This window comes from Tardiphaga sp., from assembly GCF_025356345.1.
Taxonomy (GTDB): Bacteria; Pseudomonadota; Alphaproteobacteria; order Rhizobiales; family Xanthobacteraceae; genus Tardiphaga.
Genome location: NZ_JANXTC010000016.1, coordinates 1 through 20,920, shown reverse-complemented (window position 1 = coordinate 20,920; position 20,920 = coordinate 1). Strand labels below are relative to the sequence as shown.

Annotated in this window: 19 protein-coding genes and 3 pseudogenes; 6 read left to right on the top strand and 16 right to left on the bottom strand. The window is 61.7% G+C overall.

Annotated elements, in window-relative coordinates; genetic code table 11:
- Positions 1 to 5 precede the first annotated feature (5 nt).
- A complete protein-coding gene (locus Q0S16_RS00680) occupies positions 6 to 194 on the top strand; it encodes a cold-shock protein (RefSeq protein WP_295843928.1) in 189 nt (62 codons plus the stop codon).
- A gap of 437 nt (positions 195 to 631) precedes the next feature.
- Positions 632 to 820 (top strand): annotated as a pseudogene (locus tag Q0S16_RS00675) (helix-turn-helix domain-containing protein); the annotation flags it as partial.
- Here Q0S16_RS00675 and Q0S16_RS00670 read toward each other — a convergent pair.
- Positions 812 to 1,703, bottom strand: a pseudogene (locus Q0S16_RS00670) (IS30 family transposase); the annotation flags it as partial. The pseudogenes Q0S16_RS00675 and Q0S16_RS00670 sit on opposite strands and share 9 nt — an antisense overlap.
- 256 nt (positions 1,704 to 1,959) lie before the next feature.
- Between Q0S16_RS00670 and Q0S16_RS00665 the strand changes: the two are divergent.
- A pseudogene (locus tag Q0S16_RS00665) lies at positions 1,960 to 2,259 on the top strand (integrase core domain-containing protein); the annotation flags it as partial.
- Between the two features lie 397 nt (positions 2,260 to 2,656).
- Here the strand turns inward: Q0S16_RS00665 and Q0S16_RS00660 are convergent.
- Positions 2,657 to 3,097, bottom strand: coding sequence for a hypothetical protein (locus Q0S16_RS00660; RefSeq protein WP_295843927.1), 441 nt, complete (start codon positions 3,095 to 3,097; stop codon positions 2,657 to 2,659).
- A gap of 161 nt (positions 3,098 to 3,258) precedes the next feature.
- Between Q0S16_RS00660 and Q0S16_RS00655 the strand changes: the two genes are divergently transcribed.
- The 3 genes from Q0S16_RS00655 (at position 3,259) to Q0S16_RS00645 (ending at position 5,774) form a co-directional block, all read left to right on the top strand.
- Positions 3,259 to 3,867 carry a hypothetical protein gene (locus tag Q0S16_RS00655; protein WP_295843926.1) on the top strand — a complete coding sequence of 203 codons (609 nt, stop codon included), beginning with the start codon at positions 3,259 to 3,261 and terminating at the stop codon, positions 3,865 to 3,867.
- 3 nt (positions 3,868 to 3,870) lie between these two features.
- Entirely contained in the window at positions 3,871 to 4,290 is a 420-nt protein-coding gene (locus Q0S16_RS00650) for a hypothetical protein (RefSeq protein WP_295843924.1), read from the top strand.
- A gap of 452 nt (positions 4,291 to 4,742) precedes the next feature.
- Positions 4,743 to 5,774 carry an NAD-dependent epimerase gene (locus Q0S16_RS00645; RefSeq protein WP_295843922.1) on the top strand — a complete coding sequence of 344 codons (1,032 nt, stop codon included), beginning with the start codon at positions 4,743 to 4,745 and terminating at the stop codon, positions 5,772 to 5,774.
- A gap of 36 nt (positions 5,775 to 5,810) precedes the next feature.
- Here the strand turns inward: Q0S16_RS00645 and Q0S16_RS00640 are convergent, their stop codons facing one another.
- From Q0S16_RS00640 to Q0S16_RS00575, 14 genes are all read right to left on the bottom strand, one after another.
- Positions 5,811 to 6,200 (bottom strand): hypothetical protein, encoded by a 390-nt coding sequence (locus tag Q0S16_RS00640; RefSeq protein ID WP_295843920.1) that lies wholly within the window; start codon positions 6,198 to 6,200, stop codon positions 5,811 to 5,813.
- 48 nt (positions 6,201 to 6,248) lie between these two features.
- Positions 6,249 to 6,695 carry a GtrA family protein gene (locus tag Q0S16_RS00635; protein WP_295843919.1) on the bottom strand — a complete coding sequence of 149 codons (447 nt, stop codon included), beginning with the start codon at positions 6,693 to 6,695 and terminating at the stop codon, positions 6,249 to 6,251.
- A gap of 80 nt (positions 6,696 to 6,775) precedes the next feature.
- Positions 6,776 to 8,005 (bottom strand): AMP-binding protein, encoded by a 1,230-nt coding sequence (locus tag Q0S16_RS00630; protein ID WP_295843917.1) that lies wholly within the window; start codon positions 8,003 to 8,005, stop codon positions 6,776 to 6,778.
- A gap of 2 nt (positions 8,006 to 8,007) precedes the next feature.
- Entirely contained in the window at positions 8,008 to 8,847 is an 840-nt protein-coding gene (locus Q0S16_RS00625; protein ID WP_295843916.1) for an ABC transporter ATP-binding protein, read from the bottom strand.
- A gap of 200 nt (positions 8,848 to 9,047) precedes the next feature.
- Positions 9,048 to 10,328: an ABC transporter substrate-binding protein gene (locus tag Q0S16_RS00620; protein ID WP_295843913.1), complete on the bottom strand. Its 1,281-nt coding sequence runs from the start codon at positions 10,326 to 10,328 to the stop codon at positions 9,048 to 9,050.
- Positions 10,329 to 10,387: 59 nt separating this feature from the next.
- Positions 10,388 to 11,461 carry a branched-chain amino acid ABC transporter permease gene (locus Q0S16_RS00615; protein WP_295843911.1) on the bottom strand — a complete coding sequence of 358 codons (1,074 nt, stop codon included), beginning with the start codon at positions 11,459 to 11,461 and terminating at the stop codon, positions 10,388 to 10,390.
- A 3-nt stretch (positions 11,462 to 11,464) separates the two neighbouring features.
- Positions 11,465 to 12,358, bottom strand: coding sequence for a branched-chain amino acid ABC transporter permease (locus tag Q0S16_RS00610; RefSeq protein WP_295843909.1), 894 nt, complete (start codon positions 12,356 to 12,358; stop codon positions 11,465 to 11,467).
- A 244-nt stretch (positions 12,359 to 12,602) separates the two neighbouring features.
- On the bottom strand, positions 12,603 to 14,531 hold the full coding sequence (locus Q0S16_RS00605) for a long-chain fatty acid--CoA ligase (protein WP_295843906.1): 1,929 nt from the start codon (positions 14,529 to 14,531) through the stop codon (positions 12,603 to 12,605).
- Entirely contained in the window at positions 14,528 to 15,346 is an 819-nt protein-coding gene (locus Q0S16_RS00600; protein ID WP_295843904.1) for an ABC transporter ATP-binding protein, read from the bottom strand. The genes Q0S16_RS00605 and Q0S16_RS00600 overlap by 4 nt, the downstream gene beginning before the upstream one ends.
- A gap of 167 nt (positions 15,347 to 15,513) precedes the next feature.
- Positions 15,514 to 16,209 carry an ABC transporter ATP-binding protein gene (locus tag Q0S16_RS00595; RefSeq protein ID WP_295843902.1) on the bottom strand — a complete coding sequence of 232 codons (696 nt, stop codon included), beginning with the start codon at positions 16,207 to 16,209 and terminating at the stop codon, positions 15,514 to 15,516.
- Entirely contained in the window at positions 16,209 to 16,958 is a 750-nt protein-coding gene (locus Q0S16_RS00590; protein WP_295843900.1) for an ABC transporter ATP-binding protein, read from the bottom strand. Before Q0S16_RS00590 ends, Q0S16_RS00595 begins: the two co-directional genes overlap by 1 nt.
- Entirely contained in the window at positions 16,955 to 18,247 is a 1,293-nt protein-coding gene (locus Q0S16_RS00585) for a branched-chain amino acid ABC transporter permease (RefSeq protein WP_295843899.1), read from the bottom strand. The genes Q0S16_RS00590 and Q0S16_RS00585 overlap by 4 nt, the downstream gene beginning before the upstream one ends.
- Positions 18,244 to 19,191: a branched-chain amino acid ABC transporter permease gene (locus Q0S16_RS00580; RefSeq protein WP_295843897.1), complete on the bottom strand. Its 948-nt coding sequence runs from the start codon at positions 19,189 to 19,191 to the stop codon at positions 18,244 to 18,246. The genes Q0S16_RS00585 and Q0S16_RS00580 overlap by 4 nt, the downstream gene beginning before the upstream one ends.
- A 173-nt stretch (positions 19,192 to 19,364) precedes the next feature.
- Positions 19,365 to 20,597 (bottom strand): branched-chain amino acid ABC transporter substrate-binding protein, encoded by a 1,233-nt coding sequence (locus Q0S16_RS00575; RefSeq protein ID WP_295843894.1) that lies wholly within the window; start codon positions 20,595 to 20,597, stop codon positions 19,365 to 19,367.
- Positions 20,598 to 20,920 lie beyond the last annotated feature (323 nt).

Sequence of the window (20,920 nt, the reverse complement as noted above, 5' to 3'; positions counted from 1 at the left end):
GCGTTGTGAAGTGGTTCAATGCGACAAATGGCTTTGGGTTTATTCAGCCCGACAATGGCGTCAAGGACGTGTTTGTGCATATCTCAGCCGTCGAACGGGCGGGGCTGAGCAACCTTGCCGAGGGTGCGAAGGTCGGCTTTGAAGAAACCGAAAACGGCGGTAAGACTTCCGCAGAAAATCTGCGTGTCGGCTAAGCGACCTGGCTGACAACGGCACCCGCCGGAGCGACCCGGCGGTTTTTTTCAATAGCTACATTCCGTCTGCTAGACGAAGGCGATTAACGTCCCGCCACACGTAGAAATCATAGCAAAAAAGCGCAGCCGCGATCCACCACTTCGCAAACGATCCTCGATTTTGGTCTACCCTCGATCCCTCACCAGCTCGTAGACATTGCGCCCACTTCGGATCCTTGCTGGCGGAATGATAGACGGGCTCGCCGCTGCCTGCGCCCATCATACCTAGGTTGATTGATCACAGCCATTCATAGTCGAGCCGGTAGATCGTGCCGACCTCTTGCCCGTCGAGTATGACGCCGAAATGTTCGCCGGCCGGGTCGAAGCCGGCGTCCGGGTAGATCAGAGTGAACCGCCCCGGGATTGTCGGAGGCTCCAACTTTTGAGAAGGTGGAGCCATGACAAGCAAGACGACGAATAAATTCTCTCCTGAAATCCGGACCCGTGCGGTGCGGATGGTTCTGGATCATGAGGGTGAGCATGCCTCGCGCTGGGCGTCGGTGACGTCGATCGCCGCCAAGCTCGGCTGCACCCCGCGGACGCTGAACGACTGGGTCAAGAAGGCCGAAGTCGATAGCGGAAAGCGGGCGGCGAAGTTCTTCAGGCAGCGCTACGATGATGCGGGTGATTGCATCACGCACAGCCTCGGCGCCATGCCCGGCGAGCGCCGGACCATTTTTGGCGCGCGGCCCGTCACCATGGCCTTCAAGGCGCGGGAGATGTAGCGGCATCGTGAAGCGCGTCGCGCGTTCGACGAGCGTGCCGATTGCTGAACTCTCCAGGCCAAGAATGAGATCGCCTTCCCAGTGTCCTGGAACCGCTCGATCGGAGACTTCAGCCGGGCGTTCGCTGATCATAATCTCGGGCGACACGAAGCCTTTGCCTCTCTGACCAATGCGAGCCCGCGGAGTCCGCAGTGCCCGCCCAGTGCGAAGGCATGCGGTCAGTTCACGGCGGAGCGCACCGCGACCCTGGATGAAGAGCGCCTGATAGATGGCTTCGTGACTGATGCGCATCCCCTTGTCATTGGGAAAGTCGACGGTAAGACGGTTGGCGATCTGCTCCGGACTCCATGCCTTCGCCCATCGTCGGTCGGTACGCTGGCCATGCCGGCGGCTTTTCCAGGGAACGACCGCCGGGAACGACGACACCATTTGGCGCCGCGACCATTCCAGCGAGCCGTTCCTCGACATAGGTGCGCAAAGCCGTGTTAAGAGCAAGCTTCGTGGCTTTAGGTCGCCGACCTGATCGCTCGGCATGCCATTGGGCGGTCGTCGCTCGGTACTCCAAGCCGCCGCTGCGTGTCGCGGCGTTGCGCCGGAGCTCTCGCGAGATCGTCGAGGCGGCTCGACCAAGTCGGCGCCCGATTTCCTGCCTCGACAGGCCTTGAACAAGAAAAAGCGCAATCTCTTCACGCTCGACAAACGAGAGATGCCGCCCGGACAACGGCTTGGCCGAAGGCCTGAACATCGCTGGTGCCATTTCGCCCGCCTTTCGGAACCAGCGAGCGCCGACAGGGGCCGACATGCCCGCCGACACCGAAGCATTATCACTGCTCATCCCCTGGGCAATACCGGACCAGAACCGCTGCAGCTCGGTTCGTGAGGCCTATGGGGGCCGTCCCGGTGACAGCAATGGCGCTCGTCCCGACTGATGTGATTTTCGTCTCTTGATGCTCATCGCTACCACCTTCGTTTAGGTGTTGCGACGACCGGTTGAATGGAAGCAATACGTATCCATCAAGTAAACTGAGCGTCTGGCTGAAGCAGGCGTCGAGCCCTCTGTCGGCAGCGTCGGCGACTCCTATGACAATGCCCTCGCCGAAACCATCAACGGTCTTTACAAGGCCGAGGTGATCCAACGGCGCGGACCATGGCGAAGCTTCGAGGCCGTCGAGTTTGCCACGCTCGAATGGGTGGACTGGTTCAACAACCGGCGGCTCCTGGAGCCCATCGGCAACATCCCGCCGGCCGAAGCGGAGCAACGCTACTACGCCATGCTGGAAACTCCGGCCATGGCGGCATAACTTAAACCAAATGGCCTCCGGAAAACCCGGGGCGGTTCACAGGTCTTGTTAACCAGTCATTAACCATGTCAGCTCAGTCTGCCTATGAATGAGGCGGAACCGGACAGGTGGAGAGCCGGCAGCCGCATCAGAAAGCCGTCCGGTGTCACGCCCGGCCGGCTTTTTTGTTTCATTAGGTCGTGATGGGATCGACTTGGATTCCCACATCCAAATTGGGCTGCTGAGCGGGATAACATTGCGCTGCTGTTGATGAAGTCGGCTTCAGCTACACGTGCTACTTCAGCTACACGTGCGCGCGACGCTCGCTGGCGCTTCAAGATGACAATGGCAAAAGACCTATTGCGTCGATCGTCCGCCACCCGATCAGACCTATGCCAATCCACTACCTGTCCGCATGTCAGCCCGCCCCCGATGGAGGTCCACTTGTCGACGCAGGCGTATAGGTGCTGGGCGGCATATCTTGTATGATAAATCGAGGCGCGTTCTTTTCGTCCGGGGTTTCAGACTTTTCTGCTTTACCAAAGCCAGGGAGAACCTCAGCGACCTGCGCTAATGCGATCTGACCACGATTGAAGGCGAGCATGAATTCATAATAGCTTTGGGGAGAATCGCGAAACAGGCGTCTACATTGCGGCTGCAACTTCTTCACAATCATGGAGCTGACGATCAGCAGATTGTAATAATCTTTCCTCAACCGAGGGTGGCATTTTTCGGTTAGTTCTTTTTGGTGCGGGGCCCCGAAATTTTCGATAGATTTGGCAATGCTGCATCGGTTCGTTACCAAACTGGATAACTCGTCGAGGATGAGCGTGGCTTCTTTCAAGTCCGGCATTCGCATTTGATGGTACTCCTCAAAAACGATACGGGTTGAGTTGATGCCTCTTTTGATTAAAACAACGTAAAAGATCTTGATATAATCTGGAATTGAAAAATCCGGGCTTTCAGCTACAATTCATCTCGTCGCCGGGCGTGTACATACGCAAGCTTCAAGAGGAAGAGATGGGTCACTCTCTGATCAGAAAATCCTCCCTGGCCTTCCCGCAAGATCTCATCCTGATCCTGGGCGACCCGCCTCTCTTGGCCGGCGAGAGTCGAGACAAATACGATGGACTATTAGCCGCGGTTGCTCAATCGATTATGCCGCGCACCGATCTTGATTGGATGTTCGTCCGGGATATCGCGGATATCTCGTGGCAAATTCTTCGACTGCGAAGAATTGAGGTTGCGGCTATTGAACTGGTACAGAAGGAGATTGTACTCGAGCATCTGAAGTCGACGCGTGATGCCTCGGACGTCGTCGAGCATGCGAGCTATCGTATCTTTTCCGCCAGGGATGAGGCGGATCGTTGGGCTCGCGATCCGAAGGCACGTAAGAAAATCGACGCCCGGCTTGCGGCCTGCGGAATTAGCTCCGACGCCGTGCTGGCAATGGCCTACGACAGAGCGGCCCCTCAACTTGGATCCATTCACAGCCGGATCGCCTATTGTGAGCGACAACGAAGTGCCATTCTGAGAGATATCGAGCGACGTGATGAAACATATGCGCGCAAGCTCGGTGCCGCGTCGGACGCCGTGATTGATGCCGAGTTCAGCGAGGCCGCGGAATAATTCATGCCCTCAGAGAGGAAACTGGCGGCCAATCGAGCCAATGCCAAAGCGAGCACCGGCCCCAAATCGACGGCGGGCAAAAAGGCCAGTAGTCGCAATGCGCGGAAGCTTGGTCTTGCGATTGAAATCGCGACCGATCCACGCTTTGCCCCTCAGATCGAGGCGCTAGCGAAGCTGATTCATCCGGCCTATCCAGAGGCCCCCTCGGCCTGGGTTCGCCAGGTCGCGGCTGCTGAACTCGATCTCATCCGGATACGAAATTGCAGGACGCAGCTTTCCGCCACAATTGTTGAGCCGGGGGCGGGGCGTGCGGAAATCGCTGCTCTGGTTGTCAAACATACGAGGTTGGACCGATATGAAAAGCGGGCGTATTCGCGACGATCAAGCGCGATTAAAAGCCTAATGTCGGCGGTGGTAAAATAGTAAAGCTGATGCGGCGGAAATCTCGATCTGGCAGAACGAAGCCACCATTGGCTCGTGATCATGGGTCTGTTTACCGGGAAGTGCTCTCCATTCGGCGACCACGATCTGCAAAAATGGCTCTGATTTCGTATGGGGAACTGATCTGCGCCTTCATCCCCGCCTGCTGGGGGCGGGATCCGAGTGCCGGCTTCACTTTCGGCAAATTCCGTTCCGGCCATGACCACAACCATGGCCAATCGTGGCCCTGATCAGTTAAGACCAACCGCGTCCAACCGGGCGGCGTCTTACTGGCTGGTGCGCAGGGTCGCAATCTGAACGCGGTGGGTCACTGATCGAGCAACTGGGGCCCCGCGATGCGGGCTCGGTGTTTGATATCTGGCCCAGGCCGTTGCGATGGCCGGGTGCGGACCGCGGATAGTCTAAGCCGTCGCCGTTGGCGGCGTAGGGGGTACATGTCGGATTGTCGCGTATTGGTTACCGGTGCCGCCGGCTTCATCGGCTTTCATGTCTCGCAGCGGCTGCTGGCCGCCGGCCGCGCTGTCGTGGGGCTGGATATCGTCAACGATTATTATGATCCCCGGCTGAAGGAGGCGCGCCTCCGGATTTTGGCCGAACATCCGAACTTCACGTTCCTGAAGCTGGATCTGGCCGACCGCGCGGCGATGCAGGCGCTGTTCGCGCAATATGGCTTTGAGGTTGTCGTCCATCTCGCCGCCCAGGCGGGCGTTCGCTATTCGCTGGAAAATCCGCACGCTTATGTCGATGCCAATCTGGAAGGTTTCGTCAACGTGCTGGAAGGCTGCCGCCACAATGGCTGCAAGAACCTGCTGTTCGCCTCATCCTCCTCGGTCTATGGCGCCAATACCAAGCTGCCGTTCTCGGTGCATGACAATGTCGATCACCCGATCAGCCTGTACGCGGCGTCGAAGAAGGCCAACGAGTTGATGGCGCATTCCTACAGCCATCTCTACCGCATCCCGACCACCGGCCTGCGGTTCTTCACCGTCTACGGCCCTTGGGGCCGGCCGGACATGGCGATGTATATCTTCGCCAAGGCCATCCTCGAAGGCCGACCGATCAGATTGTTCAACAACGGCCAGATGCAGCGCGATTTCACCTTTGTCGATGACGTCAGCGAGGCGATCCTGCGGCTGGTCGATCGTCCGGCCTCGGTCAATCCGGACTGGTCCGGCGACCGCCCCGATCCCTCGAGCAGCCAGGCGCCGTGGAAGATCTACAATATCGGCAACAACAATCCGGTCGAGCTGATGCAGGTGGTGTCACTGCTGGAGAAGGAATTCGGCCGCATTGCGATCAAGGAAATGCTGCCGATGCAGCCCGGTGATGTGCCGGCGACCTATGCCGATGTCGAGGATCTGGCGCGCGACGTCGGATTCCGGCCGTCGACCACGATCGAGGACGGCATCGCGCAATTCGCGAAATGGTACCGCGAATATCAGGGAGCGGTCAGCAGCGTCGCTTAGTTGCTGCCTTGCAAGGCCGCGGCCGGCCTTTGAGCTTCAAAGATTTTGATAGGTCTCGGTCGCACAGAAATGCGCGGCACCGACATGTTCCTGGCGCGCCACCGAATTGCGCGAAATATTGAACAGATAGGTTTGCTGCCCGATCGTTCCCCCGGTCGCGCCATTGACGGTGGCGCGGATGCAGCTGGTCCAGTCCAGCGCGGCGCGTCGGGGGGCCGAAAAGCTGATGTTCGAGGCGGCCGCGGACGGCAAAAAGAACTCGGCCATCTTGGTTTGCAACAGCACCCGCATGTCAGGCGCCGGTTCCGGGGCAGGGGGAGCGGAGGTCTTGGTCTTCAGGATGTCGGGGGCCCAGGAGACATTGGGGTCGATCGCGCAGCCGCACAGCGCCGCGGTGATGAACAATGAAAGGGCCAGTCTGATCATTTCAGCAGGCTAAAACCCGGCAGTGGGCCGGGCAATAGCGGAGATGTTTCAAAGCGCTTCGTCGATCGGCGGCTTGGTGCGAAACACCACGAAATGCGACATCGTGAAATTGACGACGAAGCTGGCCACGATCGCCACCAGCTTGGCGAACAGCACCGGCATGAAGTTCGACAGCACCACCAGGATGGTGGTGGTCACGATCACGCCGAGCACGCCCGAGCCGACAAAGCTGAGATAATCTTTTCGCCGCAATACCCGGCCGGATTCGGCCCGAAAGGTGATCAGGGTGTTCATCACATAGGAGCCGGACACCGCGACCAGCCAGGCCAGCACATTGGCCGGCACCAGCGGCAGCTTCAGCACCTCATAGGCCAGGCTGAAAATGGCCAGGTCGACGACCGTATTGCCGAGGCCAATGACGCCAAAACTGATCATCTTGGCGACCATCGGATGCGACAGCCGGGTCTCGACGAATGCGGGCAAAAACAGCTTCATGGGTGGTAGCCGGTTCTCGATCAAGGCCGCTGTCTAGCAGCATCGGCCGGGCGAGTCCGGGTTTTCTGGCCCCGCGCCGCTCAGGCGCCGCGCTCGTCGGCGATCACCCGGCCATCATTGGGCAGCGATCCCGGCGCCACCAGCTCGACCGCGCCGCCGAGCTTGCTGATCGCCCGGAGGGTCCCGGAAACCGCGTCACGGAGCTCGCCAGCGCCGTTTTCGGCCTCTGCCAGTAGAGTCATGGCGTCAGTCTCGCCGTCGCGCGACACCACCAGGCGGAGCCGGCCGAGTTCCGGGTGCCGGGCCGCGATCTCCGCGACCTGTTCTGGTCGTACGAACATGCCTTTCACCTTGGTGGCCTGGTCGGCGCGGCCCATCCAGCCCTTGATTCGCTGGTTGCTGCGGCCGCAGGCCGAGTGGCCGGGCAAAATGGCGCTGAGGTCGCCCAGAGCGAGGCGAATCCAGGGATGGTGCGAATCCAGCGAGGTCACCACGATCTCGCCGACCTCTCCGGGCGGCACCGGATCGCCGGTGCCGGGCCGGACGATTTCCAGGATCAGGTCCTCATTGACGATCAGGCCGTCCCGCGCGTGGCTCTCATAGGCGATGAAGCCGAGGTCGGCGGTCGCGAAGGTCTGGAAGGCGTCGACGCCACGGGCCAAAATCTCGTCCTGCAACGATTTTGGAAACGCCGCGCCAGAGACCATCGCGCGCTTGATCGAGGTGAGGTCGCGTTTCGCCGCCTTGCCGGCGTCGAGCAGGATCTTCAGAAAATCCGGCGTTCCGGCATAGGCGACCGGGCGATAGGCCTCGATCAGCTCGAGCTGCTGGTCGACATTGCCGGGGCCGGCCGGAATCACGGCACAGCCGAGCGCCCGTGCGGCCGAATCGAAGATGAAGCCGCCCGGCGTCAAATGATAGCTGAACGTGTTCAGCACCACGTCGCCGGCGCGGAATCCGGCCGCATGCAGCGCCCGCGCGCCGCGCCACGGGTCGGGATGTTTCGATTCCGGCTCGAAGATCGGCCCCGGCGAGGTGAACAGCCGGCCGAACGAGCCGGCTGGCGCGGTGACGAAGCCGCCGAAGGGTGGTTTTGCCTTGTGCAGCGCCGGCAGGTCCGACTTTCGCAAGATGGGCAATTTTGCCAGCGCCGCGGGGCTGACCACGGCCGCCGGGTTCACGCCCTTGAGGTGCAGCGCATAGGCCGGCGCCGTCATCGCATGGCGCAGGATGTCGGGCAGCCGCGAAAACAGATTGGCATGGCGATGCGACGGGTCGCAATTCTCGAGGCTGTCAAAGTGCTGGGGCATGGTCATAACCACCGTTTGCGACGTTTGAAGCTTTTCAGGTTCTTGAAGCTTTTACGCTGGTCGCCGGCGCCGCCGAGGTAAAATTCCTTCACATCCTCGTTGTCGCGCAATTCGTCGGCGCTGCCGTCGAGCACCACCTTGCCCTGTTCCATGATGTAGCCGTGGCTGGCCACCGACAGCGCGGCGCGGGCGTTCTGCTCGACCAGCAGGATGGTGACGCCGAGGTCGCGGTTGATCTTATGGATGATGGCGAATACTTCCTTCACCAGCAGCGGCGACAGCCCCATCGACGGCTCATCCATCAGAATCATTTTGGGCCGGGCCATCAGCGCGCGGCCGATCGCCAGCATCTGCTGCTCGCCGCCGGAGAGATAACCGGCGAGGCCGGTGCGCTCCTTCAGCCGCGGAAAGTACTGATAGACCATCTCGATGTCCTGACCGACTTCCTTGTCGCGACGGGTGAAGGCGCCGAGCCGCAAATTCTCCAGCGAGGTCATGTCGGACACGATGCGACGGCCCTCCATCACCTGGAAGATGCCGCGGCGGACGATCTTGTCGGGATCGATGCCGTGGATGCGTTCGCCATTGAAAACGATCTCGCCGCGGGTAACCTCGCCGTCCTCTGTCTTCAACAGGCCGGAGATCGCCTTCAGCGTCGTCGACTTGCCGGCGCCATTGGCGCCGAGCAATGCCACGATCGCGCCCTGCGGCACCTCCAGGCTCAGCCCGCGCAGCACCAGGATGACGTCGTCATAGACGACCTCGATATTGCGGACCGAGAGCAAGGGGGGGACCGCCGCGAATGCTGCAATTTTCGCTTCAGGTTGAAGTGTCGTCTGCAAGTGACAATCTCCGAATTGGCGTTCCAGCTCACCTCGCCCCGCTTGCGGGAGAGGTCGGAGCCTCTTGCTAGCGAGGCTTCGGGTGAGGGGACTCTCGAGTGAAACAGAAACTTCCCCTCACCCGGCGCGAACGGCCTGCGGCCCTTCGCGCCACCTTCTCCCCGCAAGCGAGGCGAGGCAAGAAACGCGCTTCGCTCAGGCTACCAGCCAAACCATTCCGGCTTGCGCGGCAGGTCGACCGTCCTCACCTTCTCGAGCTTGATGCTGCCCTTCTTCATCAAATCGTTGAGATCGCCATCGGTCGCCCCGCTCACTTTGGAACGGTAGAGATCCACCTTGGTGGTCGGGCGGTGGTCCTTGGCGGTCCAGGTCGAGGGATTGCAGACGCCTTCCATGCCGGCTGGCACCCAGTCGGCCTTCTGGTAGAAGCCCTTGGCGACATTCTCGCCGGTGGCGCCGCCGTTCTTGGCAGCCCAGTCGAGTGCTTCCCTCATGTATAAAGCGGTGCAGACGCCGGCGATGTAATGAACCGGGCGGTAGACCGTGCCGGTCGGGTCGGAAATTTTCGAGATTTCCATCACCGTCTTCATGCCCGGCGCGTCGCCGCCCCAGCTCACCGCCGTGCGCAGCGGGAAGATGACGCCGTCGGCGGCGTCACCGGCGGCCTTTGCCGCGTTCTCGTCCATGCCCCAGACATTGCTCATGAACTGGATGTCGACGCTGGCGCTCTTGCAGGCCTTCATCACCGAGATGTTGGAGGCCGCAGTATTGCCGAGATAGGCGTAATTGGCGCCGGCGCTCTTCAGGCTCAGGCACTGCGCGGAATAATCGCCCGGCGAAAGCGCGAACACCAGTGGTGGCAACACCTCGAAGCCGAGCTCGTTGGCTAAGGCTTCGCCCGCGGCCTTCGGTGCGTTCGGGTAGGGGTGATTGGCGCCCATATGGACATATTTCGGCTTGCCGGTCTTGCCTTTCGACTTCCAGTCCTCCGCCGCCCAGGTCAGCTCGGCACGCAGCGCATCCGAATAGCTCGGACCATAGAAGAAATTATACGGCGCGGGCTTGGCTTTCCCGCCAGCGCCGGTCGGATCGGTCAAGGCCGCGGAATAGGATCCGGAAATATCCGGGATCTTGTCGGCGGCCAGAAAACCGGTCAGCGCCTCGGTGTCGGCGGTGCCCCAGCCCATGATCGCCGCGACCTTGTCGGCGCCCGACCACTTCTTGTACAGCGCGATCGCGCGCGGCACCTGGTAGCCGTAATCGACGGTGTCGATATTGACCTGCTTGCCGCCGATGCCGCCATTCTTGTTGATCCAGGCATAGGTATCCGCGACGCCCTGGCCATAGGGCGTGCCGACGTCCGAGGTGCCACCTGAATAATCGGCGAGATGGCCGATCGCGATCTGCGCCTGCGCCGTGGCGCTGGCGCCCACCAGCAGCAGTACCATGGATGCAGTGCCTAACAGCGATTTCATCGACATGAGCAATTCTCCCTGTATTTTTGTTTTATGGTCGCAGTCTAGCCAGTCTTGTTCCAACCTCAATGCGAAAACGGGTAAAGTTTCCAGTAGGTCTTGATCTGTCGCCAGCGATGCGCGAGCCCGTCGGGCTCAAAGATCAGAAAGGCGATGATGATCAGCCCGATCGCGATCTCGCGCAAAAATGTGATGTTGTTGTTGAGCTGCAACGCGCGGTCGATCGCGCCGCCTTTCAGCTCGGCAGAGATCCACTCCATCGATTCCGGCAGCAGCACCACGAAGGCCGTCCCCATCAGCGTGCCCATGATCGAGCCGGTGCCGCCGATGATGACCATCGCCAGAAAGAGAATCGAGCGCTCGATGCCAAAGCCCTCGTTGGAGACGACGAGCTGGTAATGCGCATAGAGCGCCCCGGCAATGCCGGCGAAGAACGCCGCCAGCCCGAATGACAGCGTGCGATATTTGGTGAGGTTGATGCCCATGATCTCGGCCGAGAGATAATGGTCGCGGATCGCCACCAGCGCGCGGCCATCGCGCGAGCGCATCAGATTGGTGACCAGCAGATAGCTCGCCACCACATAGGCCAGTACGACGTAGAAATATTGCCGGTCGCCGCGCAGCACGTAGCCGAAAATCGAGAACGGGCTGGCCATGGCCGGGACCGAACCGCCCGAGAACCAGTCGGCGCGGGCGAAGAAATCCAGCAGGATATATTGCGCGGCCAGCGTGGCGATGACGAGGTACAGCCCCTTCAGCCGCGCCGCCGGCAGACCGAAGATCAACCCGACAATGGCGGTGACGACCCCGGCCATCGGGATCGAGAAAAACACCGGGATCGGCGTCGTGTTGGAGATGTAGGCCGAGGTGAACGCCCCGAACAGGAAGAACGCGGCGTGACCGATCGAGATCTGCCCGGTGAAGCCGACCAGGATGTTGAGCCCGAGCGCTGCGATGCCGTAGATGCCGATCTGGATCAGCACGCTGAGCCAGTATTCGCTGAATAATTGCGGCGCAAAACAAATCAGCACCACGCCCAGAACCGCCGCGTTGCGGCTGGCCTTTGTCGGGAAGATCGTGGTGTCGACCGCGTAGCTGGTGCGGAAGTCGCCGGAGGGAATCAGCGAGGGACTTGCCATGGATCAGACTCGCTCGATGTCGCGGGTGCCGAACAGGCCGTAAGGCTTGATCATCAGGATGATGATGAGCACGTAGAACGGCGCGATCTCGTACAGATTGCCCCAGTGCAGATATTCCGAGTCGACGAACTGCGCGACATTTTCCAGCACGCCGATGATGATGCCACCGATCACCGCGCCGCCGACCGAATCCAGCCCGCCGAGGATCGCCGCCGGAAATACTTTTATTCCGTAGATTGAAAGTCCGGACGATACGCCGTTGACCACCGCGACGACGACGCCGGCCACCGACGAGACCATCGCCGAGATGGCCCAGGCCATTGCGAATACGGTTTTCACGGAAATACCGAGCGACTGCGCCACCTGCTGGTTGAACGCGGTGGCGCGCATCGCAAGGCCCCATTTCGACACCCGGAAGAACCACGCCATGCCGAACATCATCAGCACCGAAACCACGAGGCTCATCACATAGACGGTCTGGATCTGCAATCCTGCGAAGGATACCGACTGGCTGGTAAAGACGCGCGGAAACGGCTGCGGGCTGACGCCATAGATCCATTTCAGTGAGGCCTGAAACACGGTGGACAGTGCGATCGTCACCATGATCACCGAGATGATCGGCTCGCCGATCATCGGCCGCAGGATCACGATCTGGATCGCGATGCCGAACGCGAACATGAACACCAGCGTCATCGGCATGCCGAGCCAGAACGGCACCTGATATTTGGTCAGCAACGTCCAGCACACCCAGGCGCCGATCAGCAGCAGCTCGCCCTGCGCGAAATTGACGACCTGCGTGGCCTTGTAGATCAGCACGAACGACATCGCGACCACGCCGTACAGCGTGCCAACCACGAGGCCATTGACGAGAAGCTGGAGCAGCAAATGGGTGTTCATGATGAAGCGCCGATGGGAGCTACGAGTATCCCCTCTCCCCTTGGGGGGGAGGGGGCCTGAGCGAAGTGAAGGCGGGAGAGCGGGAGCCACGAGCGAGAACGGAGCGTGTGGCGCCCGCTCTCCCAAGTGTGTTCGAATTGACTGACGGTTGTGCTCCCCTCTCCCACCAGGATTCGCTCCGCTACGCCCGGGGGAGAGGGGACAAATATTGGCGCCGCGCGGAACTGTTGCTGGAATGCCATTTTCATTCCGCGGCCTCCATCACGGCGTCCCGTGCCAGGTCGATCACCAGCAATGTCGTCCGGATGCGCTGGGTGGTGCCGTCCTGGAAGCGGATCACGGTGTTGACCGGGATGTCGCGGGCGCCGCCATAGATGCCGTCGATGATATCGGCATATTTTTCGTTGATGACGCTGCGGCGGACTTTTCGGGTCCGGGTTAGCTCGCCGTCATCGGCGTCAAGCTCCTTGTAGAGCAGCAGGAATTTGGCGATGCGCTGGGCCGGCGGCAGCGTGGCATTGACCGCCTCCACCTCCTTTCGGATCAGCGCATAGACCTCCGGGCGGGACGCGAGGTCAGTATAGGTGGTGAAGGAGATGCGGTTTTTCTCCGCCCATTTCGAGATGATCGAGAAGCGGATGCAGATCATCGCCGCCAGCACATCGCGCTGGTCGCCGAGCACCACGGTCTCGGCGATATAGGGCGAGAATTTCAGCTTGTTCTCGATATATTGCGGCGAGAAGCGCTCGCCGCGCGCGGTCTGCGCCAGGTCCTTGATGCGGTCGATCACCACCAGCTGCTTCGCGTCGTTAAAATAGCCGGCGTCGCCGGAATGCATCCAGCCGCCGCGCAAATCGGCGGCGGAGGTCTCCGGGCTCTTGTAATAGCCGAGGAACATGTTGGGATGTTTCACGACGATCTCGCCGACCCCGTGCACATCAGGCTCGCGGATCTCGATGTTGATATGCTCACCCATCGCCACGCCGGTGGTGTCGGGATCGACGGCGCCGGCCTCGTGCAGCGTGAAGGCCCCGAGCGTCTCGGTCTGGCCGTACAACGTGCGCAGCGGCACGCCCATGGCCCGGAAGAACTTGAACGTGTCCGGTCCCAGCGCCGCGCCGCCGGTCGCGGCCGAGCGCAGCCGCGTAAAGCCGAGCCGGTCACGCAGCGCGCGGAACAGCAACAGATCGGCGACCGCGGAGGTCTTGCCGTCGGCCAGTGCGGCCAGACCCGCTTTCATGCCAATCTCGTACAGTTTCTGCTTGAGCGGCGAGGCGTCCATCACGCGGGCGCGGACGTCGGCGGCGATGCCCTCCCAGACCCGTGGCGCGAAAAGCACGAAGGTCGGCGCGATCTCGCGAAAATCATTCATCATGGTGTCGGACTGCTCGACGAAGTTGACCTTCATCCGGCTTAAAAGGCCTTTGCCGAGCGCATAGACCTGTTCCATGATCCACGGCAGCGGCAGCACGGAGACGTATTCATCGTCCGGCCCCTTGGGATCGAAGGCGAGATAGGTCGCGCAATGGCCGAGCACGCGGCCCGCGGCCAGCATTGCCAGTTTGGGATGCGAGGTGGTGCCCGACGTCGTGCACAGGATGGCGACATCCTCGCCGCGGGTCTGGTCGACCATCTGGTTGTAGAGGTCCGGCTGGCGGACCGCGCGGTCGCGGCCGAGCTTGGCAAGCGCGTCGGCTTCAAGCAACCGCGGGTCGTCATATTTTCGCATGCCGCGGGGGTCGGAATAGATGATGTGCTTCAGCTCGGGAACGCGGTCGCCGAGCGCCAGCAATTTATCGACCTGTTCCTCGTCCTCGGCGAACACGATCTTGGCCTCGCCGTAGTTCAGCAGATAGGCGGCTTCCTCATCGAGCACGTCCCGGTACAGGCCGAGACTCATGGCGCCGACCGCATGCGCGGCGATTTCGGCGGCGACCCAGTCCGGCCGGTTGTCGCCGATGATGCCGACGACGTCGCCCCGGACAATGCCGAGCTCGACCATGCCGAGCGCGAACGCCTTCACCCGCGCCTGGTAGTCATTCCAGGTGAAGACGCGCCACAGCCCGAAGTCCTTTTCGCGCAGTGCGATGTCCTCGCCGTGTTCGCGGGCGTTGAGGCGCAGCAGTTTCGGATAGGTGTCGGCCTGCTGGACGCGGCCCGCATAATCCATCATGCGGCGGTCTCCGGAACGAGCGCGTCGTCGGGGTCGGCCAACGCCTCGTCCTCCTCGCCGAGATAGGCACGTTTGACATGGGGGTCGGCGAGCACCGACGCGGGATCGCCCTCGGCGATCTTGCGGCCGAAATCCAGCACCATGACGCGATGCGAGATGTCCATCACCACGCCCATATCGTGTTCGATCATCATCACCGTCATGCCGAACTCCTCGTTGAGGTCGACGATATAGCGGGCCATGTCCTCCTTCTCCTCGAAATTCATGCCGGCCATCGGCTCGTCGAGCAGAATGAGATTGGGTTCCAGCGCCATCGCGCGCGCCAACTCGACGCGCTTTCGCAAGCCATAGGGCAGGGTGCCCGCGGTGGCTTTTCGCACGCTTTGCAGATCGAGGAAGTCGATGATCTCTTCGACCTTGCGGCGGTGCTCGAGTTCCTCCTTGCGTGCACCGGTCAGCCAGTAGAGCGACCCGGTGAGGAAGTTGTTCTTCAGCAGGTGATGGCGGCCGACCATGATGTTGTCGAGCACGCTCATATGGTGGAACAAAGCGAGGTTCTGGAAGGTGCGGCCGATGCCGAGGCCGGGCCGCGCATTGGGTTTGAGCGCGGTGATGTCCTGCCCGCGATAGAACAATTGCCCTTCGGTCGGGCGGTAGCGGCCGGAGATGCAGTTGACGATCGAGGTCTTGCCGGCGCCGTTCGGGCCGATGATCGAGAACAGCTCGCCCGGATTCACGGCGAAGCTCACCTCGGTGAGCGCGCGGACGCCGCCAAATCGCAGGGACACCCCGCGCACTTCCAAAGCGTGATCCACGCTGTCTCCTCCTTGCAACGGCGCTTGGGCGCTCTGTCGTTTGGTCTGTTGAGGCAAGCCTACACTGGCCGGATGTCCCACCCTATTCGACTAACGACAGATGGACGAGGGGCCCGTCATTCCGGGTTCGCTCGGGCTGTGCCCGCGCGCCCCGGAATAACGTACCGTCACACCTCCAGCCATTCCTGGCGTACCGCCGCATTGGCCCGCAGTTCCGCCGGCGTACCTTCGAACACGATGCGGCCATGGCCCATCACATAAAGCCGGTGCGAGATCCGCATCGCGATCGACAGTTTCTGCTCGACCAGCAGGATGGCGACGCCGCGGCGGGCGATCTCGGCGATCAGGTCGCCGACCTGCTGCACGATGATCGGCGCCAGACCCTCGGTGGGCTCGTCGATCATCACCAAATCGGGATCGCCCATCAGAGTGCGGCAGATCGTCAGCATCTGCTTTTCGCCGCCCGACATCACGCCGGCGGCGGTGTCGACGCGGGCCGCGAGGTTGGGAAACATGCCGAGCATGTCGTCGAGCTTCCACTTGCCGGGATGCTTGGGATCCTTGATACCGAGCATCAGGTTCTGCCGCACGGTCAGTCCCGGGAAGATGTCGCGATGCTCCGGCACGTAGCCGAGCCCGAGATGCGCGATCTTGTAGCTTGGCAGGCCGGCGATGTTCTGGCCCTTGAAGGTGATGCTGCCCTGCGGCGGCACCTCGCCCATGATCGCCTTGACGGTGGTGGAGCGGCCGACGCCGTTGCGCCCCAGCAGGCTGACGACCTCGCCGGCATCAATATGCAGGTCGACGCCCTGCAGAATATGACTCTTGCCGTAATAGGCATGCAGATCCTGGACCTTGAGCATCACGCCGCCTCCTCGCCGAGATAGGCTTCGCGCACCTTTGGGTTGCCGCGGATTTCCTCCGGCGTTCCGGAGGCGATGATCTGGCCGTAGACCAGCACCGAGATGCGGTCGGCAAGGCCGAACACCACGCTCATGTCGTGTTCCACGATCAGCAGGGTGCGGCCCTCGGTGAGGCGGCGGATCAGCGCCACCGCACGCTCGGTCTCGGCATGGCTCATGCCGGCGGTGGGCTCGTCGAGCAGGATGACGTCGGCACCGCCGGCGGTGGTGATGCCGATTTCCAGCGCGCGCTGCTCGGCATAGGTCAATAGACACGCCGGCACGTCGCGGCGCGCGGTCAGGTTGATGTCGCCGAGGATCTGCGCGGTACGGTCGCGTACCTCGGGCAGGTTGTCGATGTTCTTCCAGAACGCATAGCGCTGGCCGGTGGCCCACAGCACCGCGCAGCGGACGTTTTCCCACACGGTCATGTTGGCGAATACGTTAGTGACCTGGAAGCTGCGCGACAGGCCGCGGCGGTTGATCTGGTAGGGCGGCAGGCCAGAGATCATCTCGTCACGCAGCAGGATGCTGCCGCTCGATGGTTTCATATAGCCCGAGATCAGGTTGAACAGCGTCGACTTGCCGGCGCCGTTGGGGCCGATCAAAGCGTGGCGCTCACCTTGCGCCACGCTCAATGTGACGTTCTGGATCACCTTGGTAATGCCGAAGGTCTTTTCGACCCCGCGCAGTTCGATGGCGGCGCTCATGCGGCAATTCCCTTATCGCGCGCGGCACCTAGCGCGTTGTCCCAGGCGGCCGCGACCCGTGCCCAGGTGATGCGGGCGACGATGAAGCCGCCGACCAGCAGGATGGTGGCGATCGCCCAGATCAAAGGGCTCGCGGCGTCGAAGCTGATGCCGAACGACCGGATGTGCGAGTCTTCGCTGGGATTAACCGTGTAGTGGACGGTGGTCTCGATCATCAGCATCAGCCCGGCGACCATGGCCAGGGTCGGCACGAAGGCTACGGCGTAGCTCGGCAGCACGCGGCTGAGCGTACCGGCCTTGATCAGCGGCCGGTGCATCATCAGGAGGCCGGTGAGGCCGCCCGGCGCGTACATCACCACCGCGATGAAGAACAGGCCGAAATACAGCTGCCAGACCGGGGTGAGGTCGCTCAGGCCCAGCGACAGCAGCGTCACGAAGATCGCGCCGACGATCGGGCCGATGAAAAAGCCGATGCCGCCGATATAAGCCGCGAACAGCACGGTGCCGGACTGCACCGCGCCGAGATAGGCGGAGTTGGCGATCTCGAAATTGATTGCCGCCAGGGCGCCTGCGATGCCGGCGAAGAACCCGGCAAAGCAGAAGGCGATGTAGCGGATCATGTGCGGATCGTAGCCGACGAATTGCACGCGCTCGGGATTGTCGCGCACGGCGTTGCACATGCGGCCGAGGGGCGTTCGGGTGAGGGCGTACATGGCGATGACCGCCAGCAGCGTCCACGCCGCCACCAGGTAATAGATCTGGATCTGCGGCCCGAAGCTCCAGTCGAACAGCCGGTAGACCTTGGTGCGATTGGCGGAGACGCCCGCCTCGCCGCCGAAAAAGGTACGCAGGATCAGCGCCGAGGAGGCGACGAGTTCGGCGAGACCCAGTGAAATCATTGCAAAGGCGGTGCCGGAGCGCCGCGTCGACACCCAGCCGAGCAAGGCTGCGAAGGCAAGCCCGGCGAGGCCGCCGATCAACGGGATGACCGGCAGCGGGATCGCGAACTTGTTGCGGGCGACGATATTGATTGTGTGGATCGCGAGGAAGCCGCCGAGGCCGTAATAGACCGCGTGGCCGAACGACAGCATGCCGGTCTGGCCGAGCAGGATGTTGTAGGACAGCGCGAAGATGATGGAGATGCCGATCAGGCTGAAGGTGGTCAGCGATCCGCCGGAGCTGAAGATTTTCGGCAGTACGAGCAACGTCAATGCCACGGCGATCCAGATGCCGTAGAACTTCAGGCGGTCCGCGGCGGCAGGCGGCGGTGCGATGGTGATGTCGCTCATGTGTCGCGCGTTCCCAGCAGGCCCATGGGGCGGAAGATCAGGATCAGCACCAGCAGCATGTAGGGCATGATCGGAGCGATCTGGGCGATGGTGACGCTCCAGATGTCGGACAGCCATGTGGCCGCATAGTCCGGGCTGAGCGGCCCGAAGGCGCCGGCCAGCGAGCCATCCATGGATACGGCAAAGGTCTGCAGCAGCCCGATCAGCAGGGACGCCGCGAAGGCGCCAGGCAGCGAACCGAGGCCGCCGACCACCACCACCACGAACAGGATCGGTCCGAGCAGGCCGGCCATGTTGGACTGGGTGACCAGCGCGGGGCCGGCAATCACGCCAGCGACGGCGGCGAGCGCCGTGCCGACGCCGAACACCAGCATGAAGATGCGCCCGACATTGTGCCCGAGATGGCCGACCATGTGCGGATGGGTCAGCGCCGCCTGCACGATCAGGCCGATGCGCGTGCGCTTCAGCGCCACCAGCAGACCGACGAAGATGACGACAGAGACTGCCAGCATGAACATCTTGAACGCGGGGTAGTTGGTCGAGAAAATCGTGAAGGCTGGAAAATCCAGCAGCGGCGGCACGCGGAAATCGACCGGGCTCTTGCCCCAGATGATCTGCACGATTTCCTCGATGGCGAAGGCGAGGCCGAAGGTGAACAGCAGCTCGGCGACGTGGCCGTTCTTGTGCACGTGACGCAGCCCGTAGCGCTCGACGCCGGCGCCGATGGCGCCGGCCAGCAATGGCGCGATCAGCAATGCCGGCCAGAACCCGACCCAGCGCGAGATCTGGAAGCCGAAGAATGCGCCTAGCATGTAGAAGCTGGCATGGGCGAAGTTTAGCACGCCGAGCATGCTGAAGATGACGGTCAGTCCGCTCGCCATCAGGAACAGTAGCATGCCGAACAGAATGCCGTTAAGCGTGGAGATGACGATCAGTTCAAGCACGAATTACTCCAACGTCGGACGTCGCTCGAATGGGAGTGAAAGAAACGCCAGGGCCTGACGTGTTACGGTCATCGGCGTCTTTCTTCTTCGCCGCAAGGCGTGGATGCCCGGGTTAAGCCAGGGCCTGACGGTCGGACGTGGCCGATTTCGCGGCCACGTCCCCTCGCACGCCCCTACGGCCGTTCCATCTTGCAGGTGGTCGGCAGCATGGTCGCGGAGGGGTCGATCCTGGCGGCGGTTTTCCAGCCCCAGCCGGTCTTCTCCTCGTCGAAATCACCGCTCTTCAATTCGCCGAATTCGGCGATGTACATGGGCTGGAAGAACTGATGGTCGTCCTTGCGCATCGTGCCCTTGCCACCGTTGAGCACCTCGAATTCCAGGCCCTCGAGCGCGACCGCCACCTTCACCGGCTCGATCGATTTGGCCTTCTCCGCGGCCGCGGCGAGCATCCGGATTTCGTTCACCGCACGTGGGTAGACGTTGGTCTGGCCGTCATACCTGGCGCGGAATGCTTTTTCGAACGATTGCGACGCGGCATTGCTGACGTTTGGATGTCCTTCGACGATGCCATAGACCTGATCCTTGAGACCGGCCTGCTTGATGGCCGTCGGGCCGCCGGTGCCGCCGGCATAATAGGTGTACCAGTTCACCTTCAATCCGGAGTCGGCCGCGGCCTTCAGCAGCAGTGCGAAATCCTGGCCCCAGTTGCCGGTCACGACGCTGTCGGCACCGGATGCCTTGATCTTGGCAATATAAGGCGCGAAATCGGTGATCTTCAGCAGCGGATGCTTTTCGTCGCCGACGATCTCGATGTCCGGTCGCTTGGTTTTCAGCATCGCGCGCGCCATGGTGCGCACGGATTCGCCGAATGAATAGTCCTGATTGATCAAATAGAGTTTCTTGATGGTCGGCACGCTTTTCATGTAGTTGGTGAGCGCTTCCATCTTGATGTCGGAATTGGCGTCCCAGCGGAAGTGCCAGAAACTGCACTTCTCGTTGGTCAGGACCGGATCGACCGCGGCGTAGTTAAAGTACAGCACTTCCTTGCCGGGATTGCGTTCATTGAATTTGGTGACGAAGTCCGACAATGCTCCGGCAACCGAGGAACCGTTGCCTTGGGTGATATAGCGCACGCCGGCGTCGATCGCCTTCTGTGCCTGGATCAGGCTTTCCTGCGGGTTGGTCTTGTTGTCGAGCGGCACGATCTCGACCTTCTTGCCGAGGATGCCGCCCTTGGCGTTCTGCTCGTCGGCGAGAAACTGGAATGTCTTCAGCCCGACCTCGCCGACACTGGCGCCGCCGCCGGACAACGGGTCGATGTAGCCGATCTTGACGGTTTCCTGCGCTATCGCGGTGGTCGCGAGCAACGGCAGTGTCATGGCCGCAATGAGTGCGAATCTGCGCATCCGATCTCTCCCTGAATATCGTTGTATTGAACCTTATTGGAACGCCGGGCTTTGCGCCCATCCGTCCTGACCTGAAATTGATTGTGGTCCAACGCTGCGAAAGCCGCAAGCGCGACCTAAGTGCAAAGCCATTGCGGGATGACCCGGATGCGAAGCCGATGGGGCGAACACCCGCAATCTCGTTTCATGTATCGCAGGGTTTATCGTCACTCCGGTTAGCGTGCCGGAGGTTCGCTCGCGGCTGGCGCTGCTGCCGTCCGGGACGACAACGGCGCTTTATTGGGCGCTGGCCGTCTTGGCCTTCTTTGCAACCGCGGTGTCGC